A 16,926-nucleotide genomic window follows, 5' to 3' on the forward strand; every position below is an offset into this window, starting at 1 on the left:
TGATATCAACAATTTGTGTCTTACGGATCTTCTGGCATGGTATATCAATCAAGAGCCGACCACAACATTTACAATAGACGGGTTCGTGCTTTACAATTACGTCTGGTTCTGCTATAGTCTGCAGTGTGTGACCCTTGTGGCCAGGTTGTCCACCGCTCGGCTTTCCGCTTGGCTTGCGAAGAGACTTTGTCCTGCGCAGCTCACGGGAAGCGATACTTTCTTGGGATGGAGGGATACTGCTGTTACTGCTGTTTTTCTCGGGCTTTCCTGGTGTACTTGATGTATCGTCATCAGCACCCTCGAGTTCCTTGATGCGCTTTTCAGCAACGGCTAGTTCAGCCTTTGTGGAAGCAAGTTCTGTCTTTAGATTATGTATTTCCACGTCCTTCTGGTTAATGACACGGTTGAGACGTCCGATCTCCTCAGTCTTCTCGGAGTCGGACTTCTCAAGTTTGCGCAGACGCAGGTTTATCTGGCGCAAAACAACATCTATGTCAGTACAGTCGCTTGCCATTTTTTGGTGCAAAGATAAGCATTTATCTCCACATGGCAAAATCACGATTTACATCCCTTAACGCAGACTTTTGACTTACGGGGAATGCAAAAACGCATCTCCTGGCAGATAATCTGTTGAAGGGAGATAATAGACAAAGGAGACATGTTGGAGGCATCATCGGAAAAGAACTTGTTAAATGAACTGTTTTAAACAGCCTACGTCCTCATCGACTCAATCATTAAAAAGTTTGTAAGGATGAAGAAAATAAGCAAAATCAAGTTTATGCTTTATTAACGAGAAGTTTTCTATAGGGGTGCTGAGTAGTTACCAGCCTTAAGGTGACAGTTAATTTTTTATAATTTACATCTGTGCGAAAAACAACATTGCGTATTTTTCCTTAACTTTGCCACAAGTTAATAGACATTAATCACCTTTTATCGTCCGTTCGCCTATGAGTAAGTATTTTAGTATTTCTTTATTGGCATTTTTGCTTATGGTGGTGCCAAGTGCATATTCTCAGAGTAAGCCAGACAGCTTACAGCTGGATTCTTTGGACCGCAAGCACAAGAAGACCATGAGAAATGAAGATGGCACGCTGGATGCCATTGGTCGCTATACACCACAATCCCCACAAACTGCTAGTTTGCTCAAGTATACAGAGTTTCCTGTCAGTCCTGCCACAGGGATTCCCAATATAAACATTCCTATCTATACCATAGAATGGGATGGTGTTCGTATCCCGATTTCCATTAGCTACCATGCATCAGGAATCAAAGTTAACGATGTGGCTAGTCCCGTTGGGCTTGGTTGGGTTCTCAATGCAGGTGGTGTGATAGGTTGCAGTAAAAATGGTGCAAGGGATGACTTTTCTAGCCAAACCATCAAGTCTGCCAGTGAGCTAAAGAAGCTATTGCAATCCACGACAATTCCTGCCAATTCTTTTAGAGAAATTGCTAATGGTAGTGGAACCATAGACACTGAGTCGGATAGGTATCAATACAATTTTAATGGTCATAACGGATGCTTTCGTTATGACTATACCGACATGAGCATCAAAACCATTCCGTATGAGCCTATCAAGATAGAAGAACTAGAAAGTGGATTCAAGATTACTGATGGGGATGGCACACAATACTTCTTTCTCAAAGTAGAAATGGTAGGTGGTCTTGGATACAGTCATCGTTCCGCTTGTCATTTGACAAGTATTGTCACACCCATGAAGTGCGATACCATAACATTTTCTTATGACAAGACTTCCGTATATTACCAAACATTTGCCTCCGAATATCAACATTCTGGCATATATTACGACTGGGACGAAGAAAATGCTGGTAATAATGTACCATATGTACCGATATCAGGTCCAATCGCCGAATATGCCATCAACAAGACCAATGTAAATTATGCTGTTCCTCTCTTGACCTCAATCATATGGAAGGGAAACCGAATAGAATTTACTTACAATAGCGACCGTCCTGAATATCAGTTACAAAGAGAAAGACTTACCCAAATACAAGTTAAAAATTATCTCGGTAATATCATCAATACAGTGTCCCTTGATAACACTGGATATCTAGGAACATCCTTGCGTGGCAAACGGATGCTTCTCAAGGGCATTACCATGAATGGTTCTGCGACAGGAACAAATCCTGTCAAATATTTCTTTTCCTATAACATGAATGCTTTGCCTGATTATATGGACATAAACGACCTTTCTACCATTCGTTTCCATGAAGATTATTGGGGATATTACAATGGAACGAACTCGGTACATGCTGTTCCAACAGAATACATGGCGGATGCTAGTATCGGAGGTACGGACAGAACACCAGACGCTCAATATGCACAACATGGCATTCTGACCAGCATAACCTACCCGACGGGAGGTACCTCCCTGTTTACTTATGAGGGAAATGTTACCACCGGGATGTCTGGTGGAATCCGAGTAAAGGAAATTTCAAACACTTATCAGGGCGAAGTCCTCAATCGTGAAGTTTTCGACTATCCAGATGGTGGAAGTCAATACTTACAAATTTCTGAGGATTTATTCCGCTATTCCACATACTACTATTACTATCGTGAAATGTATCTTCATTGCTTAGAAACAGAATGGAATAGCGACGAGCATGTCGTTAGCCAAAGTTCACCCATTCTTCCTCTGTCTGGCTGGAGCGGCACACCAGTCTTTTACAGAAACGTGAATCGTTCTTATTATGATAAGAACGGTAATCTTTGCGGCAAAACTACAAGTCTATACACAGATGCGATGCTGAATGACAATCGTTGTCCTGGAACTGACAACCATGATTATCCTAGGTTCTACTCAGAATTGTACAACTGTGACACAGGATTTCCACAACCACTTCTTCTAAGCGAAGTTCATTATCAATTCGTCGAAGGAAAACAAAATACAATAAGTAGCACCTCCTATAACTACAAGAAAGTTGTAAAGGATGACTTTCCTGTGGGAGTACGTGTGTCTAAGGACGATGTTGAAGTTGTCTATTTTTCCAATCAAACTGGGGATACCTATGTCCCGTATCCTTCAAGGGCTGAATTTGTTAATTCCTTCCATTATCACGATGTCTATGCCATACCGACATTTTACATTTTACAGAGCAAGTCCTCCATCAATTACGAAATCGGTGAGCAAGTCACCGAGTCATATCTGTATGACAGCGACTATCGAAGTTTCAAGCCTACGGTTGTAGAGCGTGAGTGCAGCGACGGAAAATCCCTTCTCACACATTACACCTATTCGTTCAATGCCTCAAACCTGGAATCAACAAGCATGTCTACCGTCAATCAAATGCTTTCTCGCCATCAAATAGACATAGTGCTTGGTGAAAAAATAATTAAGAACAACTTATGTGTTTCAAATAAGGAATACGGCCATGCCTTTGTCAATGCCAAGCTGCAAGAGACATCGTATAGTATTTCTAGAGAAGCTAATGCTCTAGAAAAGAGATTTACATACGATTCTTTTGACTCGAATGGAAATCCGCGTTCGCTTAGCCAGGACAATGTAAGAAAGTTCACTATCGTCTGGGGATATAGACATCAGTTGCCAGTAGCTTTGATAGATGGGGTTTCCTACACATCTCTTTCTTCTGTATATGCAAATATAACTAGGGTTGAAAATGCTTTGACGCCTAGCGTGTCTGACTTGCAAACCATCAAACAAAAAGTTCAAAGTCTCGGTGGTATGTGCACTCTATACAACTATCAGCCACTAGTGGGTATAACATCCCGTGAGGAACCATCTGGAGAGAAAACTTATTATAGCTATGATGTATTGGGAAGATTGTCTGCCGTCAAGGATACACAAGGCAAGACTATTCAGTCTTATTCTTATTATTACAACAATGGTTCGGCATCTACACACAATTATGTGCAAAAGAGAACCATGCTGGATGCATCTTCCAATAATTACATTGATGACTTTTCCTTCATGGATGGATTGGGCAGAGAGATTAGTAATGCAACAACCGGGCTTGGCACAAAGGGGAACACTGCTCAAGGCTTCACGGAGTATGATGGCATGCATCGAGCGAGGAGATCCTGGCTTCCAGCCATCTTGTCCTCATCTATCAGAAACGTAGCCTTGTCTGACATAGAGTCTCGTGCCGTCAATACCTATACGGATGCTAGTCCATATATGACTTATGGATATGGTGGCAATCTCTTTTCTGTTTCCACAACAGGACCAGGTGAGAAATGGAATACGGCTTCTCATGCCAAAAAGAGAAATGTTTGTCTCAATGCTGCTAACGTGGTCAAACTTTACACTGCGACTGCAAGTTCTATTCTTTTATCTGGTTATTACTCAGCCAACTCACTTATGGAAGAGACCATAACGGATGAGGACGGAAAACAAGTGAAAACATTTACAGACAGGCAGGGGCGGATAGTTCTGAAAAGACAAATAGGACAAGGTGACTATATTGACACCTATTATGTATATAACGACTTGGGCGATTTGCGCTTTGTCCTTTCTCCGTCTTATCAAGAGGAGGCTGATATGGAGAAATTCGCCTATGAATATCGCTATGACAAGCGAGGCAGATGCGTTTGGAAACGGTTGCCTGGTTGTGAGTACCAGCAACTGTGGTATGACAATGCCGACAATCTCATGTTCTCACAGGATGGGGAGATGAGGAAAAAAGGTATGTACATGTTCTATCTGTATGACGAAATGGAGCGACAAATAGTTCAAGGAAGCACAACAGCCATCAATGCCTCTTGCCCATCTGCTGTTGCTCAATATCGTGGGGGCAATTCAGGCTTGTTTAGTAGCGGTTATGTTACAACGGACAACTTAGGCTTACAGAACGGACAGTTGTACGTTGTCAACTATTATGACGACCATCGTTTTCTGGATGGACAACTTGTCAAGCAAAGCACCTCCCAAAGCCTCGCTTCCACTGCGTCCGACACAAAGGAAAGCTTTAGCAAGGGCATGCTCACGGGAACTATCAGTAGAGACACTGACGGTAAGTTTCATGTGGCAGCCATCTACCATAACCAAGAAGGATTAATAGTTGAAACACGGCAAACAGTGCAAGATGATGCCTTGATGTGCCAAAAGACAACTTATTCCTTTACAAAGAATCCTCAGACAATGGTGACACAAATCAAAAAGAGTGGAGTTGACAAGACTATTACTCAAAAGAATCGCTACAATAAGTACAATGACAAGATAGAAACCATCACATTGAATGCAGGCAATGGTGACAAGGCGGTTGCATCATACCAATATGATGACCTGGGCAGGCTTGTCTCCACCAAAAGAAGTGGCAATGCAGGAACTATCACGTACGAATACAACATTCGCAACTGGCTGGTGTCAACAGCATCAGACAGGTTTAAGGAATCGCTCAAATATGAAAGTGGTAGTGAAACTCCTTGCTACAACGGCAACATCAGTCGTATGCAATGGCAGAACACCTATGACAATGTACTTCGGGGATATGATTTCGAGTACGATGGTCTGAACAGGCTCACTGCTTCTGCTTACGCAGAGGGAACAGACATGAGCCAAAACAAGGACAGATATTCTGAGTATATTCCACAATATTCCTAACGGCTCTATCGAACGTTTGCAGAGATATGGCAAGAAGAACAATGGGACATTTGGTCTCATTGACGACCTGACCTATCTATACAACGGCAACCAGATACAGAGTATTTCCGACAAGGCAGGAAGCTTGCTCTATGATGGTTCATTCGACTTCAAGGATGGGGCCAACGAGGGCACGGAATACTTCTACAATGCCAATGGAGCTTTGACGAAAGACTTGAACAAGGGCATCAGCAAGATTGAGTATGATGTGCTGGACAACCTCAGCAGCATTACCTTCAACAATGGTTTCAAGACAAAGTATGTCTATGATGCTGGTGGCAATAAGTTGAGAACCATTCATGAGGCTCTCACAACCAATACAACGGACTATATCGGTGACTTCATATTTGAAGATGGCAAGCTGAGCAAGTATCAGTTTGAGGGTGGTTATTGCTCATTCGACAGCAACCTCAATCCTACATACCACTATTACGAGAAAGATCATCTCGGAAGCATCCGCATGGTAGTGAACGAGAATGGAACCATCGAGCAAGTGAACCATTACTACCCATTCGGAGGTGTGTATGGTGACTTGGGGTACAACAGTGAATTGCAGAGAAACAAATACATAGGCAAGGAGTTTGACCATACTTCGGGCTTGGATTGGTATGACCATGGGGCAAGAATGTATGATGCAGCAAAGGGAAGTTGGGATAGAATGGATTATTTTTGTGAAAAGTATTATCCAAGCAGCCCTTATATATCTTGTTTTAACAATCCAACAAGATATATAGATGAAAGTGGAGATTCTGCCATTGTTCTTTTAGCTCCGTATGGTGCTCGTAACTTTGGGCATTTAGCCATTGCTATTCAGAACGAAAATGGAGTATGGTGTTTATATTCAAAAAATGGAACATATGAACATTTTGGAATTTGGGGGCAAGAGGGTTCTTCTGATACAGAAAAACACAATGATAGAGGTGAGAAAACAGCAACAGAGATTAATAGCTTATTCAATAATCCTTCTATAAATCCGAAAGTATATAAAAAAGGAGAAAGGGAAGATGTGCCAAACAATGCCCCAGAATATACTGAGGGATATTTATTGTTCACAACTCCAGCACAAGACAAAAAAATGGTAGAAGGAGTTATGGAAGTCATTGATAAAGATTATAATTTAGCTAATTCAAATTGTGCACAAGCAGTGCAGAATGCATTAAAAAAAGCTGGATTAAATCCTGGCAGAGGACTTAGACCTAAAAAGGGCGTCTATCCTAGTATAATCAAAAATAATCCAAAAGGAAAAGTTGTGTTATTTTATAATACAAATACAAAAAAACATTATAAGTATGGAAAATAAAATCAGTTTTAAAACAGAACTTTTACTTTATATATTATTGTCATTTATAATGACAATAGATACGTTATGCTTTTATAGTCAAGATGAGGAAGACATATTATGCCTTGCTGCTATTAGTCATTTCATTATCATTGTTATTATGTGTAATTTTATTTCAATTTCAAAAAAGAAAAGAATATTCTTTTGGGGGCAACTAGCATGTAACTATTTAATTATTATTCCCAAATGTGTGTGGTTCAATTCTGGTGAAATGGATTTATACGGAATCATACTCTACATAATACCATTTTTTATCAATTTTCTATTATCTATAAATATAAAACAACTTGTAATTTTAAACATAAATTCCATGATGATTATAGGCTTTTGTCAAAGAGAAGAATTGTTACATAATGGTGGAATAAATATCGTAGAAACAGAGGGAGTTGTAACAGGAGTGACACTTTTGTCTCTATTATTAGCATATATCTTATCAACAATTTTATTAATTCTAAAATATAATAAACAAAAGTAATATACAATGAAAATATTATATATTTTTTTTCTAATACAAATCAATAGTATTCCGATTTGGTCACAAGAATACAATTTTACAGGTAGCCCTAATTACCTAAGAGTTGGTGACAGCATACATTATGACTTCGTGATACCAACAATATCACAAAATTCAAATGTTTCTGAGCATACTTGGGATTTCTCCAATTCCAAATATCTTGGACAAGAGAAAGAGGTGTTCTTTGTAGGAAACGATAGCAACCGCATCAAGATGATAGACAAGGATGCCATTCTCGATTTTTCACAAGATAAGGAGCATTTGCTTTTGAAGCATTTGCAAACCCCATTACTGAACATTGATTTTGGTAATTCTTTTGAATATCTCAAGTTCCCATTTTCCTTCAATGACTCCTTGGTCTGTCAGATTGAGGGCAAGGGGACTTATTGCTCGAAGAACAAACTTGTGTTATCAGGTACTTGCTGCACCAAAGCCATGGCAAAGGGAAAATTAATCATGCCATGCTATGATTCTCTCAACAATACGTTATTAATACAAAGGAACATCGTTGCCAACATTGATGTTTCAAAGGACAGTCTCATGTCTGTAAGACAAGACGAACCAATGAAATTCAAAGCTGCAATCTTCGAGTGGTACGCCATGGGATACCGTTATCCCATATTGAAAGTCATCGAGGCTTCCATCAAAAAGGGAAAACGCAAAGTCTTGGATCAGTCCTTTGCCTATGCTGCCAATATTGAAGGAATGAGCCATCTAGAGGATGAACAAAACAAGGAACTGAAGGATAAAATGCGAGGCATAAGTTTGGAATCAAATACCAAGCAAGATGACATTTCCTATAAAGTATCAGTCAATGGCAAGAAGGTATGTTTGTCATACTCCCTAGTCTCAGATGCTCAGCTCAGACTTCTCATCTGCAATACTTCCGGCATGGTATTTAAGTCTGCTTCCCTGCAACAGCAGGCAGGTAACAACTATCGGCAAGATTTCGATTGCTCAGGGCTGCCTTTGGGAGAGTATGTACTTTACATCCATGTGAATGACAAAGCCTTTTCGGAAAAAGTGCACATCAAATAGCGAGGATGCAACTTCGTTTATAAATAACAAAATAAGATTACAATCTGTTGCCCAGTATGGTTTAACTATCTTTTGGAGGGAATTAAAATGAAAAAATATGTTTTTATAATATGTCTTTTTGTAAGTTGTAATATGCTTGCACAAAGTTTCTTTACTTTTCATAATGGGGAATTGATAGAAAAACGAAATTATGAAAAAGTAAAGTTACAGAGTATAGTCAGCTATGAACAGCATACTCCTAAAGATTCTTTAGTATATGATGGCAATGATGTATTGTGCTTTCATCTTCAAGGGGATAGTATAGTAGAAATGCCATTATATCCATATATGAAATACTATTATTGTGAATTTGATGAGTCTTTACAAAATAATTATATTTATCATATGATAAAATATAAGCAATTGCAAGAACGAATTTTGTATTTTTTAGCTACTATTGATTCTGAAATAACCGACGATGGTGCTTTTGTTGAAAAAAGACAGACAATTGTATTCAATAAGGATAGTTATCGCATCAAATATAAAAAAATCAATATGAAATTTCGTTTTTTTGCCGAATTAGAAACATATCGTTATGAACCATTGGAGAGCATGTATATAAATATACATAATGGATTCTTAACCAAAGCATTGTTTAAGGGCAAGAAGACTGATGTTAATATTATCTTTGAATATCAAGATGGAAAATTAAAGAAGGAAAAAATATTTTATAGTACTACTCACAGAGTGTCTTCTTATGAAGAATATTCTTACAAAACGAATGCCTCTTAGTTGATTTAATTTAAGAGTAAGTTCATATTAATGAAAAGAAAGTCATGAATTTTATAATAACACAAAAGAAATGAAAAAAAAATCATTTAAAATTTTAGTTTTAATTTTAGTAGCTTTGCATATCTACCTCATTTTTATGAGATGGATATATTGGATGTTAGACTATCATTATGGAGATTTTGACTATATATTTTTAAAATTAGTTGATGTTCCTAATGGTTTTGAAGTTGTAGACAACCTATATAATGAGGTGTTATTTGATATATATTATTTGGCATTTTCCACAATAGTTACTATAATTATTGCTGTGAAATATTTAAAACAACAAAAGAAAAAAAATGAAGAAGATAATCATTTACATTAGCATCATGGTTAGCAATTGTGCCTCCTTGGGGGCACAAAGCCGCGAACTTACTGCCACCGCTAATCTCTCAAAAGGCGGTGACAGCATACACTATGACTTTATAACTGCAACAGTTCCGCAAAGTTCAAGTGCTTCTGATCAAACTTGGGATTTCTCCAATTCCAGATATCTTGGACAAGAGAAAGAGGTGTTCTTTGTTGGAAACGATAGCAACCATATCAAAATGATAGACAAGGATGCCATTCTTGATTTTTCACAAGATAAGGAGCATTTGCTTTTGAAGCGATTGCAAACCCCATTGCTGAACATTGATTTTGGTAATTCTTTTGAATATCTCAAGTTTCCATTTTCCCTTAACGACTCATTGACTTGTCAGATTGAGGGTAAGGGGACTTATTGCTCAAAAAATAAAATCGAGCTATCAGGCACATGTTGTACGTAAGAATCCACCTAAATCACCAGATATTTTGGATTTTACATTTTTTTGAAGAAAACTGAAAAAAAAACGCAAAAATATTTGGTGATATCAAATATTCCTTTTATCTTTGCAACCTAGTATAAAAGAAATCTTGGGGTTGACTGGATTTGACGGCGAGATGAAATGGTATGTAAGCATGCGGAGGCTCGTTGGCTACCTCCTAAATCATAGTGAACAAAAAATTAATTGGCGAAAATAACTACGCTCTCGCTGCTTAATCGAAGTACAGTAGGTTAACTTAATTCCGGCACAAGGTGCTGGAACGGGACATCGCTCAACAGATGTAATTCCGAATCTTGTTGATCAAGCGGTGCAGGCAAATCGGAAATAGTTCGGGTACGCCTCGTTGCCCGGATGAAATTTTAGAGGATAAGGGTATGGTTGGTGGTCCAGGTCTTGCCATACCTCGAAAATTGAAGGCTGGAATAAGCATGTAGAAAGCATATGGTTTCCTTGTGCGGACGAGGGTTCGATTCCCTCCAGCTCCACCCTAGAAACAAAAAGAAGTCGCTGAAGAATCAGCGACTTCTTTTTTTGCATATATGCGTCATTGAATATCCAAACTGCATATATGCTATTGAGGATTTTTATTTTCTCAAACTTTCACGGTATTTCAGCGGCGACATATGGAGATGCTCCCGGACATACTTTCCGAAGAAAGAAGTGTTGGAAAAGCCCAGAATGCCCGAAATTTCCTTAATCGACTTCGTGGTAGAACGGAGATAATAGGTGATGTCGGCAAGGGTATATTCCGTAATCCATTCTATTGCCGTCTTACCCGAATGGCGCTTGCTGATGATGGAGAGATACTTGGGCGTAATGCACAACTGCTGGGCAAAATATTCTACAGGCTGGTGCTTGATTTCGCTCTGCTGCAACATCTTCAGAAACTTGTCGAAAAGATCACTCGTGCTGGAGACACTAGCATCCTTAGGCAAGCCATCGAGAAGCAGATTGCTCACGGCAAGAAGCGCACTCTTGAGCAGCGTCTCTACGATTTCACGACGATATGGCTTCCAGGAACTGCGGTCGCTGAAAGTAGGGTCGAGACAGAGACGCACCAGATCGGTAAACTTGGTATAGAATACCTGGTCGGTCTCGTTCATCTTCAATACCGACAGCTTGCTGATGTATACGGCACGGTTCCATACCGAGATATTGGACTGAAGGATGTTCATCATGCCATGATTGCTGACGCACATTGCAGTGCCCAAAAAGTCAGACGACACCTCTATGATATAGAGCATGGAATTAGGTGGACTGATAAAAATATCGCCCTTCTCTACTACTACTTCCCGTCCGTTCAGATCAGCCTTCAAAGAGCCTCTGAGACAGGATGCAATCATGTTCATCTGCAACCTCACGGGGTCGGGATTCTGCAAAACCTTGAGATTGTCGATAATCAAGATATCCTCGTCGAGATAGCTAGCACTGATCTCGGCACTCTGAGCAAACTCACCTTCCTCGATGCGCTGCCTTACGTCCTTCTGTTCCTTCATTAATACGTTTTTAAATTCTTCATTCTTCGTTCTTCACTTTCTAGAAAGCTTCCCTGTACTTATTCTCGTCTTTATCCTCGAGCATAGAGAGATAGCTCTGATAGCGGCTGGCTGCGATATAATGCTCCTCTACCGCCTTGATGACCGCACAACCCGGTTCGTGGGTATGGGTGCAGTCGGAGAACTTGCAATCCTGTGAGAACTTGAATATCTCCTTAAAGTAACTGGTCAGCTCTTCCTTCTCGATATCAAAGGTTCCGAAACCCTTGATACCAGGAGTATCTATGAGATAGCCACCTTCCGGCAACTCCAGCATTTCGCTGAAGGTTGTGGTGTGCATACCGCAGTTGTGAGCCTCGCTGATTTCGGCTGTACGCTGTTCGGCATCAGGAATCAGCTGGTTGATGAGGGTAGACTTTCCTACTCCACTGTTGCCGCTGAGCAGCGATTTCTTCTCCTTGATGAAAGAGTGTAATTCGTCAACACCTTCACCTGTGGCTGCCGAAAGTTCAATACACTGGTAGCCGATGGTTTCATAGAGTGTGCGCATCATCTTCTGATAGTGGAGCTCTTCTTCGGTAAGAAGATCGGTCTTGTTGAAGATGATGATGACTGGCACTCTATATGCCTCGGCACCTGCCAGGAATCGGTCGATGAAAGTGGTAGATGTCTGTGGGTAATTCACCGTAACCACAAGCAGTGCCTGGTCTACATTGGCAGCCAGGATATGACTCTGCTTGCTGAGATTAGGCGATTTACGGATGATATAGTTTCGGCGGTCTTCGATGGAAGAGATGAAGGCGGTACCTTCCTGGTTGGTGATGAGCTGCACATAGTCGCCCACAGCCACCGGATTGGTAGTGCGGATGCCCTTCAGTCGGAAATTGCCTTTAATTTTACTTTCAATCAGCTGGCCATCGTCAGTCTTGACGGTGTACCAGCTGCCTGTATTCTTAATAACGAGTCCTCTCATTATCATTTATTAATAATGTTAGCCTAAAAAAGCTATTTTTTTAGACTGTCATGATTTCCTTTTCCTTCTCGTCCATCAAACCTTCGAGCTGCTTGATGTACTTGTCGTGAAGCTTCTGCAAATCGTTCTCAGCATCCTTCTCCAAGTCCTCAGAAAGACCGTCCTTGATGGCCTTCTTCAGTTTTTCCTTGATATCCTGACGTACATTGCGAACCTCAATCTTGGCACGCTCAGCAATCTTGTTGCACTGCTTAACGAGTTCCTTACGGCGCTCACCTGTAGGCTGAGGGATACCAAGGCGTACGATTTCACCATTGTTCTCAGGAGTGATTCCTACGCCACTATCCATGATTGCCTTTTCGATGTCCTTGATGGCCTTCTTGTCCCAAGGGCGAATGGCGATGGTACGGGCATCAGGAGTGGTTACGGTAGCCACCTGGTTCAGAGGAACCATACTGCCATAGCTGTTAACACGCACGCCGTCGAGGATAGCCACGTTAGCGCGACCTGCACGAATATGCGAGAGCTCTTCTGCGAGATACATTGCTGCCATCTCCATACGCTCACCTGCAGAATTCAAAGTTTCTTTTACGTCTATCATAATAATATGTTTTTATTTTATTAATTCTAATCTTTTCAATTCTTCGCCCACATAGTTGGTCAGTTCTACGAACTGCTGGATAGTGAGCTGTTCCGGACGCTTGGTCATAATGTCGGTGGTGTAGAAATCCTCACGTGGTGTTACACCAGGGAACATCTGCTTGAGACTCACACGCAACATCTTGCGGCGCTGGTTGAACACGGTCTTTACCAATCGCTTGAAGAGTTTCTCATCACAACCAAGATCGGTCACCTCGTTGCGGGTCATACGGATTACTGCACTCTTCACCTTTGGCGGCGGATTGAACACACCCTCGTCTACGGTGAAGAGATACTCTACATCATACCATGCCTGAATGAGCACGCTGAGGATGCCATATACCTTGTTGCCCGGCTCGGAAGCCATGCGGAGTGCCACCTCGCGCTGTATCATACCCGTACAGCAAGGAATGAGATCCTTGTAGTCGAGCATCTTGAAGAAGATCTGCGAGGAGATGTCGTAAGGATAATTGCCCGTGAGCACAAACTGTTTTCCATCGAATATTTGGTTGAGATCCATACGCAGGAAGTCCTCTCCGATGATGTTATCCTTGAGCGTCGGGAAATTCTCATGTAAATAGGCCACCGACTCAGAGTCGATTTCCACTGCCTTTACGGGGCGAGGCTTTTCTACGAGATATTGGGTAAGAACACCCATACCCGGTCCGATTTCCAGAACAGGTATATTAGGGCAGGCATCCACCGTATCAGCGATGCGCTTGGCTATGTTGAGATCAGTAAGGAAGTGCTGACCTAGATTTTTCTTTGGCTTTACAGCTTTCATACGTTACAAATATATTTTTTGCAAAAATACGATTATTTTTCGAGAAATAGCCCATTGAATACATTTTTTTTAAACTTTTATAGAAAAAAGAGGGAAAGAAATGAGGGGCAAGCGTTTATTTATGCTAAAAATATGCACTTTCGTGCGATATTGACAAGAAAAGTATTAACTTTGCATCTAATTATGGATATAAAGAAGATAGCAAACAACATTTGGAAGGTGGGGCTATCGCTCGTACTGGGTGGTGCCATCCTTTATTGGATGTATCGGGGTTTCGACTTCAAGCAGGTGGAGGACGTGGTGCTCCACAAGATGAGCTGGACCTGGATGCTGCTGTCGTTCCCCTTTGGCATTACAGCGCAGCTGTTCAGGGGATGGAGATGGAAACAGTCATTGGAGCCACTGGGCGAAAAAGCACGCACACATGTAAGCGTGAACTCCATCTTTCTATCATATGCACTGAGTCTCGTCATCCCAAGATCGGGAGAATTTGCACGATGTGCCGTGCTGAAACGATATGACGGCGTATCCTTCCCTAAAGCTCTGGGAACGGTGGTTACGGAGCGAGCCATCGACTCGCTGCTGATACTTCTCATCACCGGAATGGTGTTTCTGATGCAGATACCAGTATTCCTGAACTTCTTTGACAAGACGGGTACCAGCATGGACAGCATCCTGGGAAAATTCACCGCCACGGGCTATTTCGTAACGGTAGTCTGCGGCATCGCTGTACTCATCCTGCTGCACTTCCTGCTGAAGAAACTCGCTATATATAATAAGGTAAAAGCTACGCTGAGCGGACTGTGGCAGGGCATTATCTCACTGAAGGGCGTGAAAAACGTACCTCTCTATATAGCCCTCACGCTGGGCATCTGGCTGAGTTACTTCTTCCACTATTATCTCACGTTCCAGTGCTTTGAGGCGACATCGCATCTCAGTCTGATGTGTGGACTGGTAACCTTCATCGTGGGCAGCATCGCAGTCATCGTACCGACTCCCAACGGAGCAGGTCCGTGGCACTTTGCCGTGAAGACTATGCTCATTCTCTACGGCATCCAGCAGAACGATGCCCTCTTCTTCGTACTCATCGTCCACTCGGTGCAGACACTGCTCGTCATCTTTCTGGGTATCTATGCCTGGATTGCCCTGGCGTTTACGAAGAAGCTAAAAGCGAAGAGTGAAGAGCAAAGAATTCTCTTGCTTTAGGGCGTATGTCCAATTAAACATGAAACATTTAACATTAAAATAAAAATATTATGGCTGACATTAAGAATCTGAGTCCAGTTGAAATCTGGCGCAACTTCGACAAGTTAACACAAGTTCCACGTCCATCAGGACATTTGGGGAAAATTCAAGCTTATTTGCTCAACTGGGCAAAGGAAGCAGGTGTAGAGGCATTCCAGGATGCTGCGGGCAACATCGTAATGCGCAAGCCTGCCACTCCTGGTATGGAGAACCGCAAGGGCGTTATCCTCCAGGCTCACATGGACATGGTTCCTCAGAAAGCACCTGAGAGCAATCACGACTTTGAAAACGACCCTATCGAAACCATCATCGATGGCGACTGGGTTCGTGCTAATCATACTACCCTCGGAAGCGACGACGGTCTCGGCGTGGCTACCATCATGGCAGTCATGGAAGCTAAGGATTTGCAGCACGGTCCGGTAGAGGGTCTTATCACCGCTGACGAAGAGACAGGCATGTTTGGTGCCAACGGTCTTCCTGAGGGCGAGCTGAACGGCGATATTCTCCTGAACCTTGACACAGAGGTTTGGGGCGAGTTCGTCATCGGCAGCGCTGGCGGTATCGACATCACAGCAACACTCGACTATCAGGAGGTAGAGACTGACAAGGACGACGCAGCCGTTAAGGTTACCCTGAAGGGCTTGAAGGGCGGTCACTCAGGCATCGAGATCAACGAGGGCAGAGCCAACGCCAACAAGTGCATGGTTCGCTTCGTACGTGAGGCTATCTCAGAGCTTGATGCACGTCTGGCTTCATGGCAGGGCGGCAACATGCGCAATGCCATCCCATTCCAGGCACAGGTAGTATTGACCTTGCCGAAGGAGAACATAGAGGCTTTGAACGACATGGTAGCCGACTGGAAGGATGAACTCATCGACGAGTTCCAGGGTATCGAGGTAGCAGAGAACATAGAGTTCTTCACAGAGAACGTAGAGACTCCAGCCAAGGAGGTTCCTCAGGAGATTCAGGACAACCTGGTAGATGCCATCTTTGCTTGTCACGACGGCGTACTGCGTATGGCTCCATCTATGCCAGGCATCGTAGAAACCTCTTCAAACCTCGCCATCATCGAGATTGGCGAAGGCAAGGCAGCCATCAAGATTCTGGCTCGTTCCAGCCACGAGTACTACAAGATGTATCTCGCAACCATGATGGAGAGCTGCTTCAACATGGCAGGCATGAAGGTTGAATTCAGCGGTGCATACGGCGGCTGGAACCCTAACCCTAAGAGTGACATCCTGGAGCACGTACTGAAGGTTTACAAGGAGCAGAACGGCAAGGACGGCGTAGTTCAGGCTGTTCACGCTGGTTTGGAGTGCTCTATCATCCTGGGCAAGTATCCTCACCTTGATGTGGTTTCCTTCGGTCCTACATTGCTCAGCCCTCATACTGCAAACGAGCGCTGTCAGATTAGCTGCGTGGCTCCTTTCTGGAACCTGATGAAGCAGCTGTTGGCTGAAATTCCAGCAAAATAAGCAAGCAGAAAATTACAAAAAGATTAAAAAAGAAAGCCGGGAAAGAAATTTCTCGGCTTTTTTGTCCCTTTTCTCAATTAAAATCATTAACTTTGCAGGCGATTTCGCGAGGCTTGTCATACCGTAGTAATATACGTTACAACGACCTTGCACAAGTTTCAATTAATTATTAACAAAAATGGACGATTA

13 protein-coding genes, 1 other RNA gene and 1 pseudogene are annotated in these 16,926 nt (G+C 42.2%); 10 read left to right on the forward strand and 5 right to left on the reverse strand.

Annotated features, from left to right (window positions below):
* Window positions 1-514: pseudogene (locus tag ACTQ53_RS08035) on the reverse strand (IS66 family transposase); the annotation flags it as partial.
* A gap of 475 nt (window positions 515-989) precedes the next feature.
* Here ACTQ53_RS08035 and ACTQ53_RS08040 point away from each other — a divergent pair.
* The 8 genes from ACTQ53_RS08040 to ssrA all read left to right on the forward strand — a co-directional run bounded on the left by ACTQ53_RS08040 (window position 990) and on the right by ssrA (window position 10,613).
* Window positions 990-5,579, forward strand: a complete 4,590-nt coding sequence (locus ACTQ53_RS08040; protein ID WP_441932680.1) for a DUF6443 domain-containing protein — start codon at window positions 990-992, stop codon at window positions 5,577-5,579.
* A gap of 16 nt (window positions 5,580-5,595) precedes the next feature.
* The gene (locus ACTQ53_RS08045; protein ID WP_441932681.1) at window positions 5,596-6,918 is read left to right on the forward strand and encodes an RHS repeat domain-containing protein; all 1,323 of its coding nucleotides are present in this window, start codon (window positions 5,596-5,598) and stop codon (window positions 6,916-6,918) included.
* Window positions 6,908-7,432 (forward strand): hypothetical protein, encoded by a 525-nt coding sequence (locus tag ACTQ53_RS08050; RefSeq protein WP_441932682.1) that lies wholly within the window; start codon window positions 6,908-6,910, stop codon window positions 7,430-7,432. Before ACTQ53_RS08045 ends, ACTQ53_RS08050 begins: the two co-directional genes overlap by 11 nt.
* Before the next feature lie 129 nt (window positions 7,433-7,561).
* The gene (locus tag ACTQ53_RS08055) at window positions 7,562-8,509 is read left to right on the forward strand and encodes a hypothetical protein (RefSeq protein ID WP_441932683.1); all 948 of its coding nucleotides are present in this window, start codon (window positions 7,562-7,564) and stop codon (window positions 8,507-8,509) included.
* Between the two features lie 87 nt (window positions 8,510-8,596).
* On the forward strand, window positions 8,597-9,280 hold the full coding sequence (locus ACTQ53_RS08060) for a hypothetical protein (protein WP_441932684.1): 684 nt from the start codon (window positions 8,597-8,599) through the stop codon (window positions 9,278-9,280).
* 70 nt (window positions 9,281-9,350) lie between these two features.
* A complete protein-coding gene (locus ACTQ53_RS08065) occupies window positions 9,351-9,644 on the forward strand; it encodes a hypothetical protein (RefSeq protein WP_441932685.1) in 294 nt (97 codons plus the stop codon).
* Window positions 9,619-10,086, forward strand: a complete 468-nt coding sequence (locus ACTQ53_RS08070) for a hypothetical protein (RefSeq protein WP_441932686.1) — start codon at window positions 9,619-9,621, stop codon at window positions 10,084-10,086. The genes ACTQ53_RS08065 and ACTQ53_RS08070 overlap by 26 nt, the downstream gene beginning before the upstream one ends.
* A 129-nt stretch (window positions 10,087-10,215) precedes the next feature.
* Window positions 10,216-10,613, forward strand: a transfer-messenger RNA (tmRNA) gene (gene ssrA, locus ACTQ53_RS08075).
* 96 nt (window positions 10,614-10,709) lie between these two features.
* Here ssrA and ACTQ53_RS08080 read toward each other — a convergent pair.
* From ACTQ53_RS08080 to rsmA, 4 genes are read right to left on the reverse strand one after another with little or no spacing between them, the layout of a single operon-like run.
* Window positions 10,710-11,621 (reverse strand): helix-turn-helix domain-containing protein, encoded by a 912-nt coding sequence (locus ACTQ53_RS08080; protein WP_294970683.1) that lies wholly within the window; start codon window positions 11,619-11,621, stop codon window positions 10,710-10,712.
* A gap of 40 nt (window positions 11,622-11,661) precedes the next feature.
* Window positions 11,662-12,594 carry a ribosome small subunit-dependent GTPase A gene (rsgA, locus tag ACTQ53_RS08085; RefSeq protein ID WP_441932687.1) on the reverse strand — a complete coding sequence of 311 codons (933 nt, stop codon included), beginning with the start codon at window positions 12,592-12,594 and terminating at the stop codon, window positions 11,662-11,664.
* 40 nt (window positions 12,595-12,634) lie between these two features.
* A complete protein-coding gene (frr, locus tag ACTQ53_RS08090; RefSeq protein ID WP_294970679.1) occupies window positions 12,635-13,195 on the reverse strand; it encodes a ribosome recycling factor in 561 nt (186 codons plus the stop codon).
* Between the two features lie 12 nt (window positions 13,196-13,207).
* Window positions 13,208-14,017, reverse strand: a complete 810-nt coding sequence (gene rsmA, locus ACTQ53_RS08095; RefSeq protein WP_441932688.1) for a 16S rRNA (adenine(1518)-N(6)/adenine(1519)-N(6))-dimethyltransferase RsmA — start codon at window positions 14,015-14,017, stop codon at window positions 13,208-13,210.
* Window positions 14,018-14,200: 183 nt separating this feature from the next.
* Between rsmA and ACTQ53_RS08100 the strand changes: the two genes are divergently transcribed.
* Window positions 14,201-15,223, forward strand: a complete 1,023-nt coding sequence (locus ACTQ53_RS08100) for a lysylphosphatidylglycerol synthase transmembrane domain-containing protein (RefSeq protein ID WP_441932689.1) — start codon at window positions 14,201-14,203, stop codon at window positions 15,221-15,223.
* A 50-nt stretch (window positions 15,224-15,273) separates the two neighbouring features.
* Complete coding sequence (locus tag ACTQ53_RS08105; RefSeq protein WP_294970675.1) at window positions 15,274-16,737, forward strand: aminoacyl-histidine dipeptidase; 1,464 nt, start codon at window positions 15,274-15,276, stop codon at window positions 16,735-16,737.
* The last annotated feature ends 189 nt before the right edge of the window (window positions 16,738-16,926 follow it).

Source organism: Prevotella sp. Sow4_E9_plate (genome assembly GCF_052116205.1).
Classification (GTDB): domain Bacteria; phylum Bacteroidota; class Bacteroidia; order Bacteroidales; family Bacteroidaceae; genus Prevotella.

Excerpts from the sequence above, each read along its gene's own strand:
- ACTQ53_RS08040 (WP_441932680.1), top strand. The coding sequence starts at position 990 with ATGGTGGTGCCAAGTGCATATTCTCAGAGTAAGCCAGACAGCTTACAG.
- ACTQ53_RS08050 (WP_441932682.1), top strand. The coding sequence starts at position 6,908 with ATGGAAAATAAAATCAGTTTTAAAACAGAACTTTTACTTTATATATTA.
- ACTQ53_RS08060 (WP_441932684.1), top strand. The coding sequence starts at position 8,597 with ATGAAAAAATATGTTTTTATAATATGTCTTTTTGTAAGTTGTAATATG.
- ACTQ53_RS08065 (WP_441932685.1), top strand. The coding sequence starts at position 9,351 with ATGAAAAAAAAATCATTTAAAATTTTAGTTTTAATTTTAGTAGCTTTG.
- ACTQ53_RS08070 (WP_441932686.1), top strand. The coding sequence starts at position 9,619 with ATGAAGAAGATAATCATTTACATTAGCATCATGGTTAGCAATTGTGCC.
- ACTQ53_RS08080 (WP_294970683.1), bottom strand. The coding sequence starts at position 11,621 with ATGAAGGAACAGAAGGACGTAAGGCAGCGCATCGAGGAAGGTGAGTTT.
- rsgA (WP_441932687.1), bottom strand. The coding sequence starts at position 12,594 with ATGAGAGGACTCGTTATTAAGAATACAGGCAGCTGGTACACCGTCAAG.
- frr (WP_294970679.1), bottom strand. The coding sequence starts at position 13,195 with ATGATAGACGTAAAAGAAACTTTGAATTCTGCAGGTGAGCGTATGGAG.
- rsmA (WP_441932688.1), bottom strand. The coding sequence starts at position 14,017 with ATGAAAGCTGTAAAGCCAAAGAAAAATCTAGGTCAGCACTTCCTTACT.
- ACTQ53_RS08100 (WP_441932689.1), top strand. The coding sequence starts at position 14,201 with ATGGATATAAAGAAGATAGCAAACAACATTTGGAAGGTGGGGCTATCG.
- ACTQ53_RS08105 (WP_294970675.1), top strand. The coding sequence starts at position 15,274 with ATGGCTGACATTAAGAATCTGAGTCCAGTTGAAATCTGGCGCAACTTC.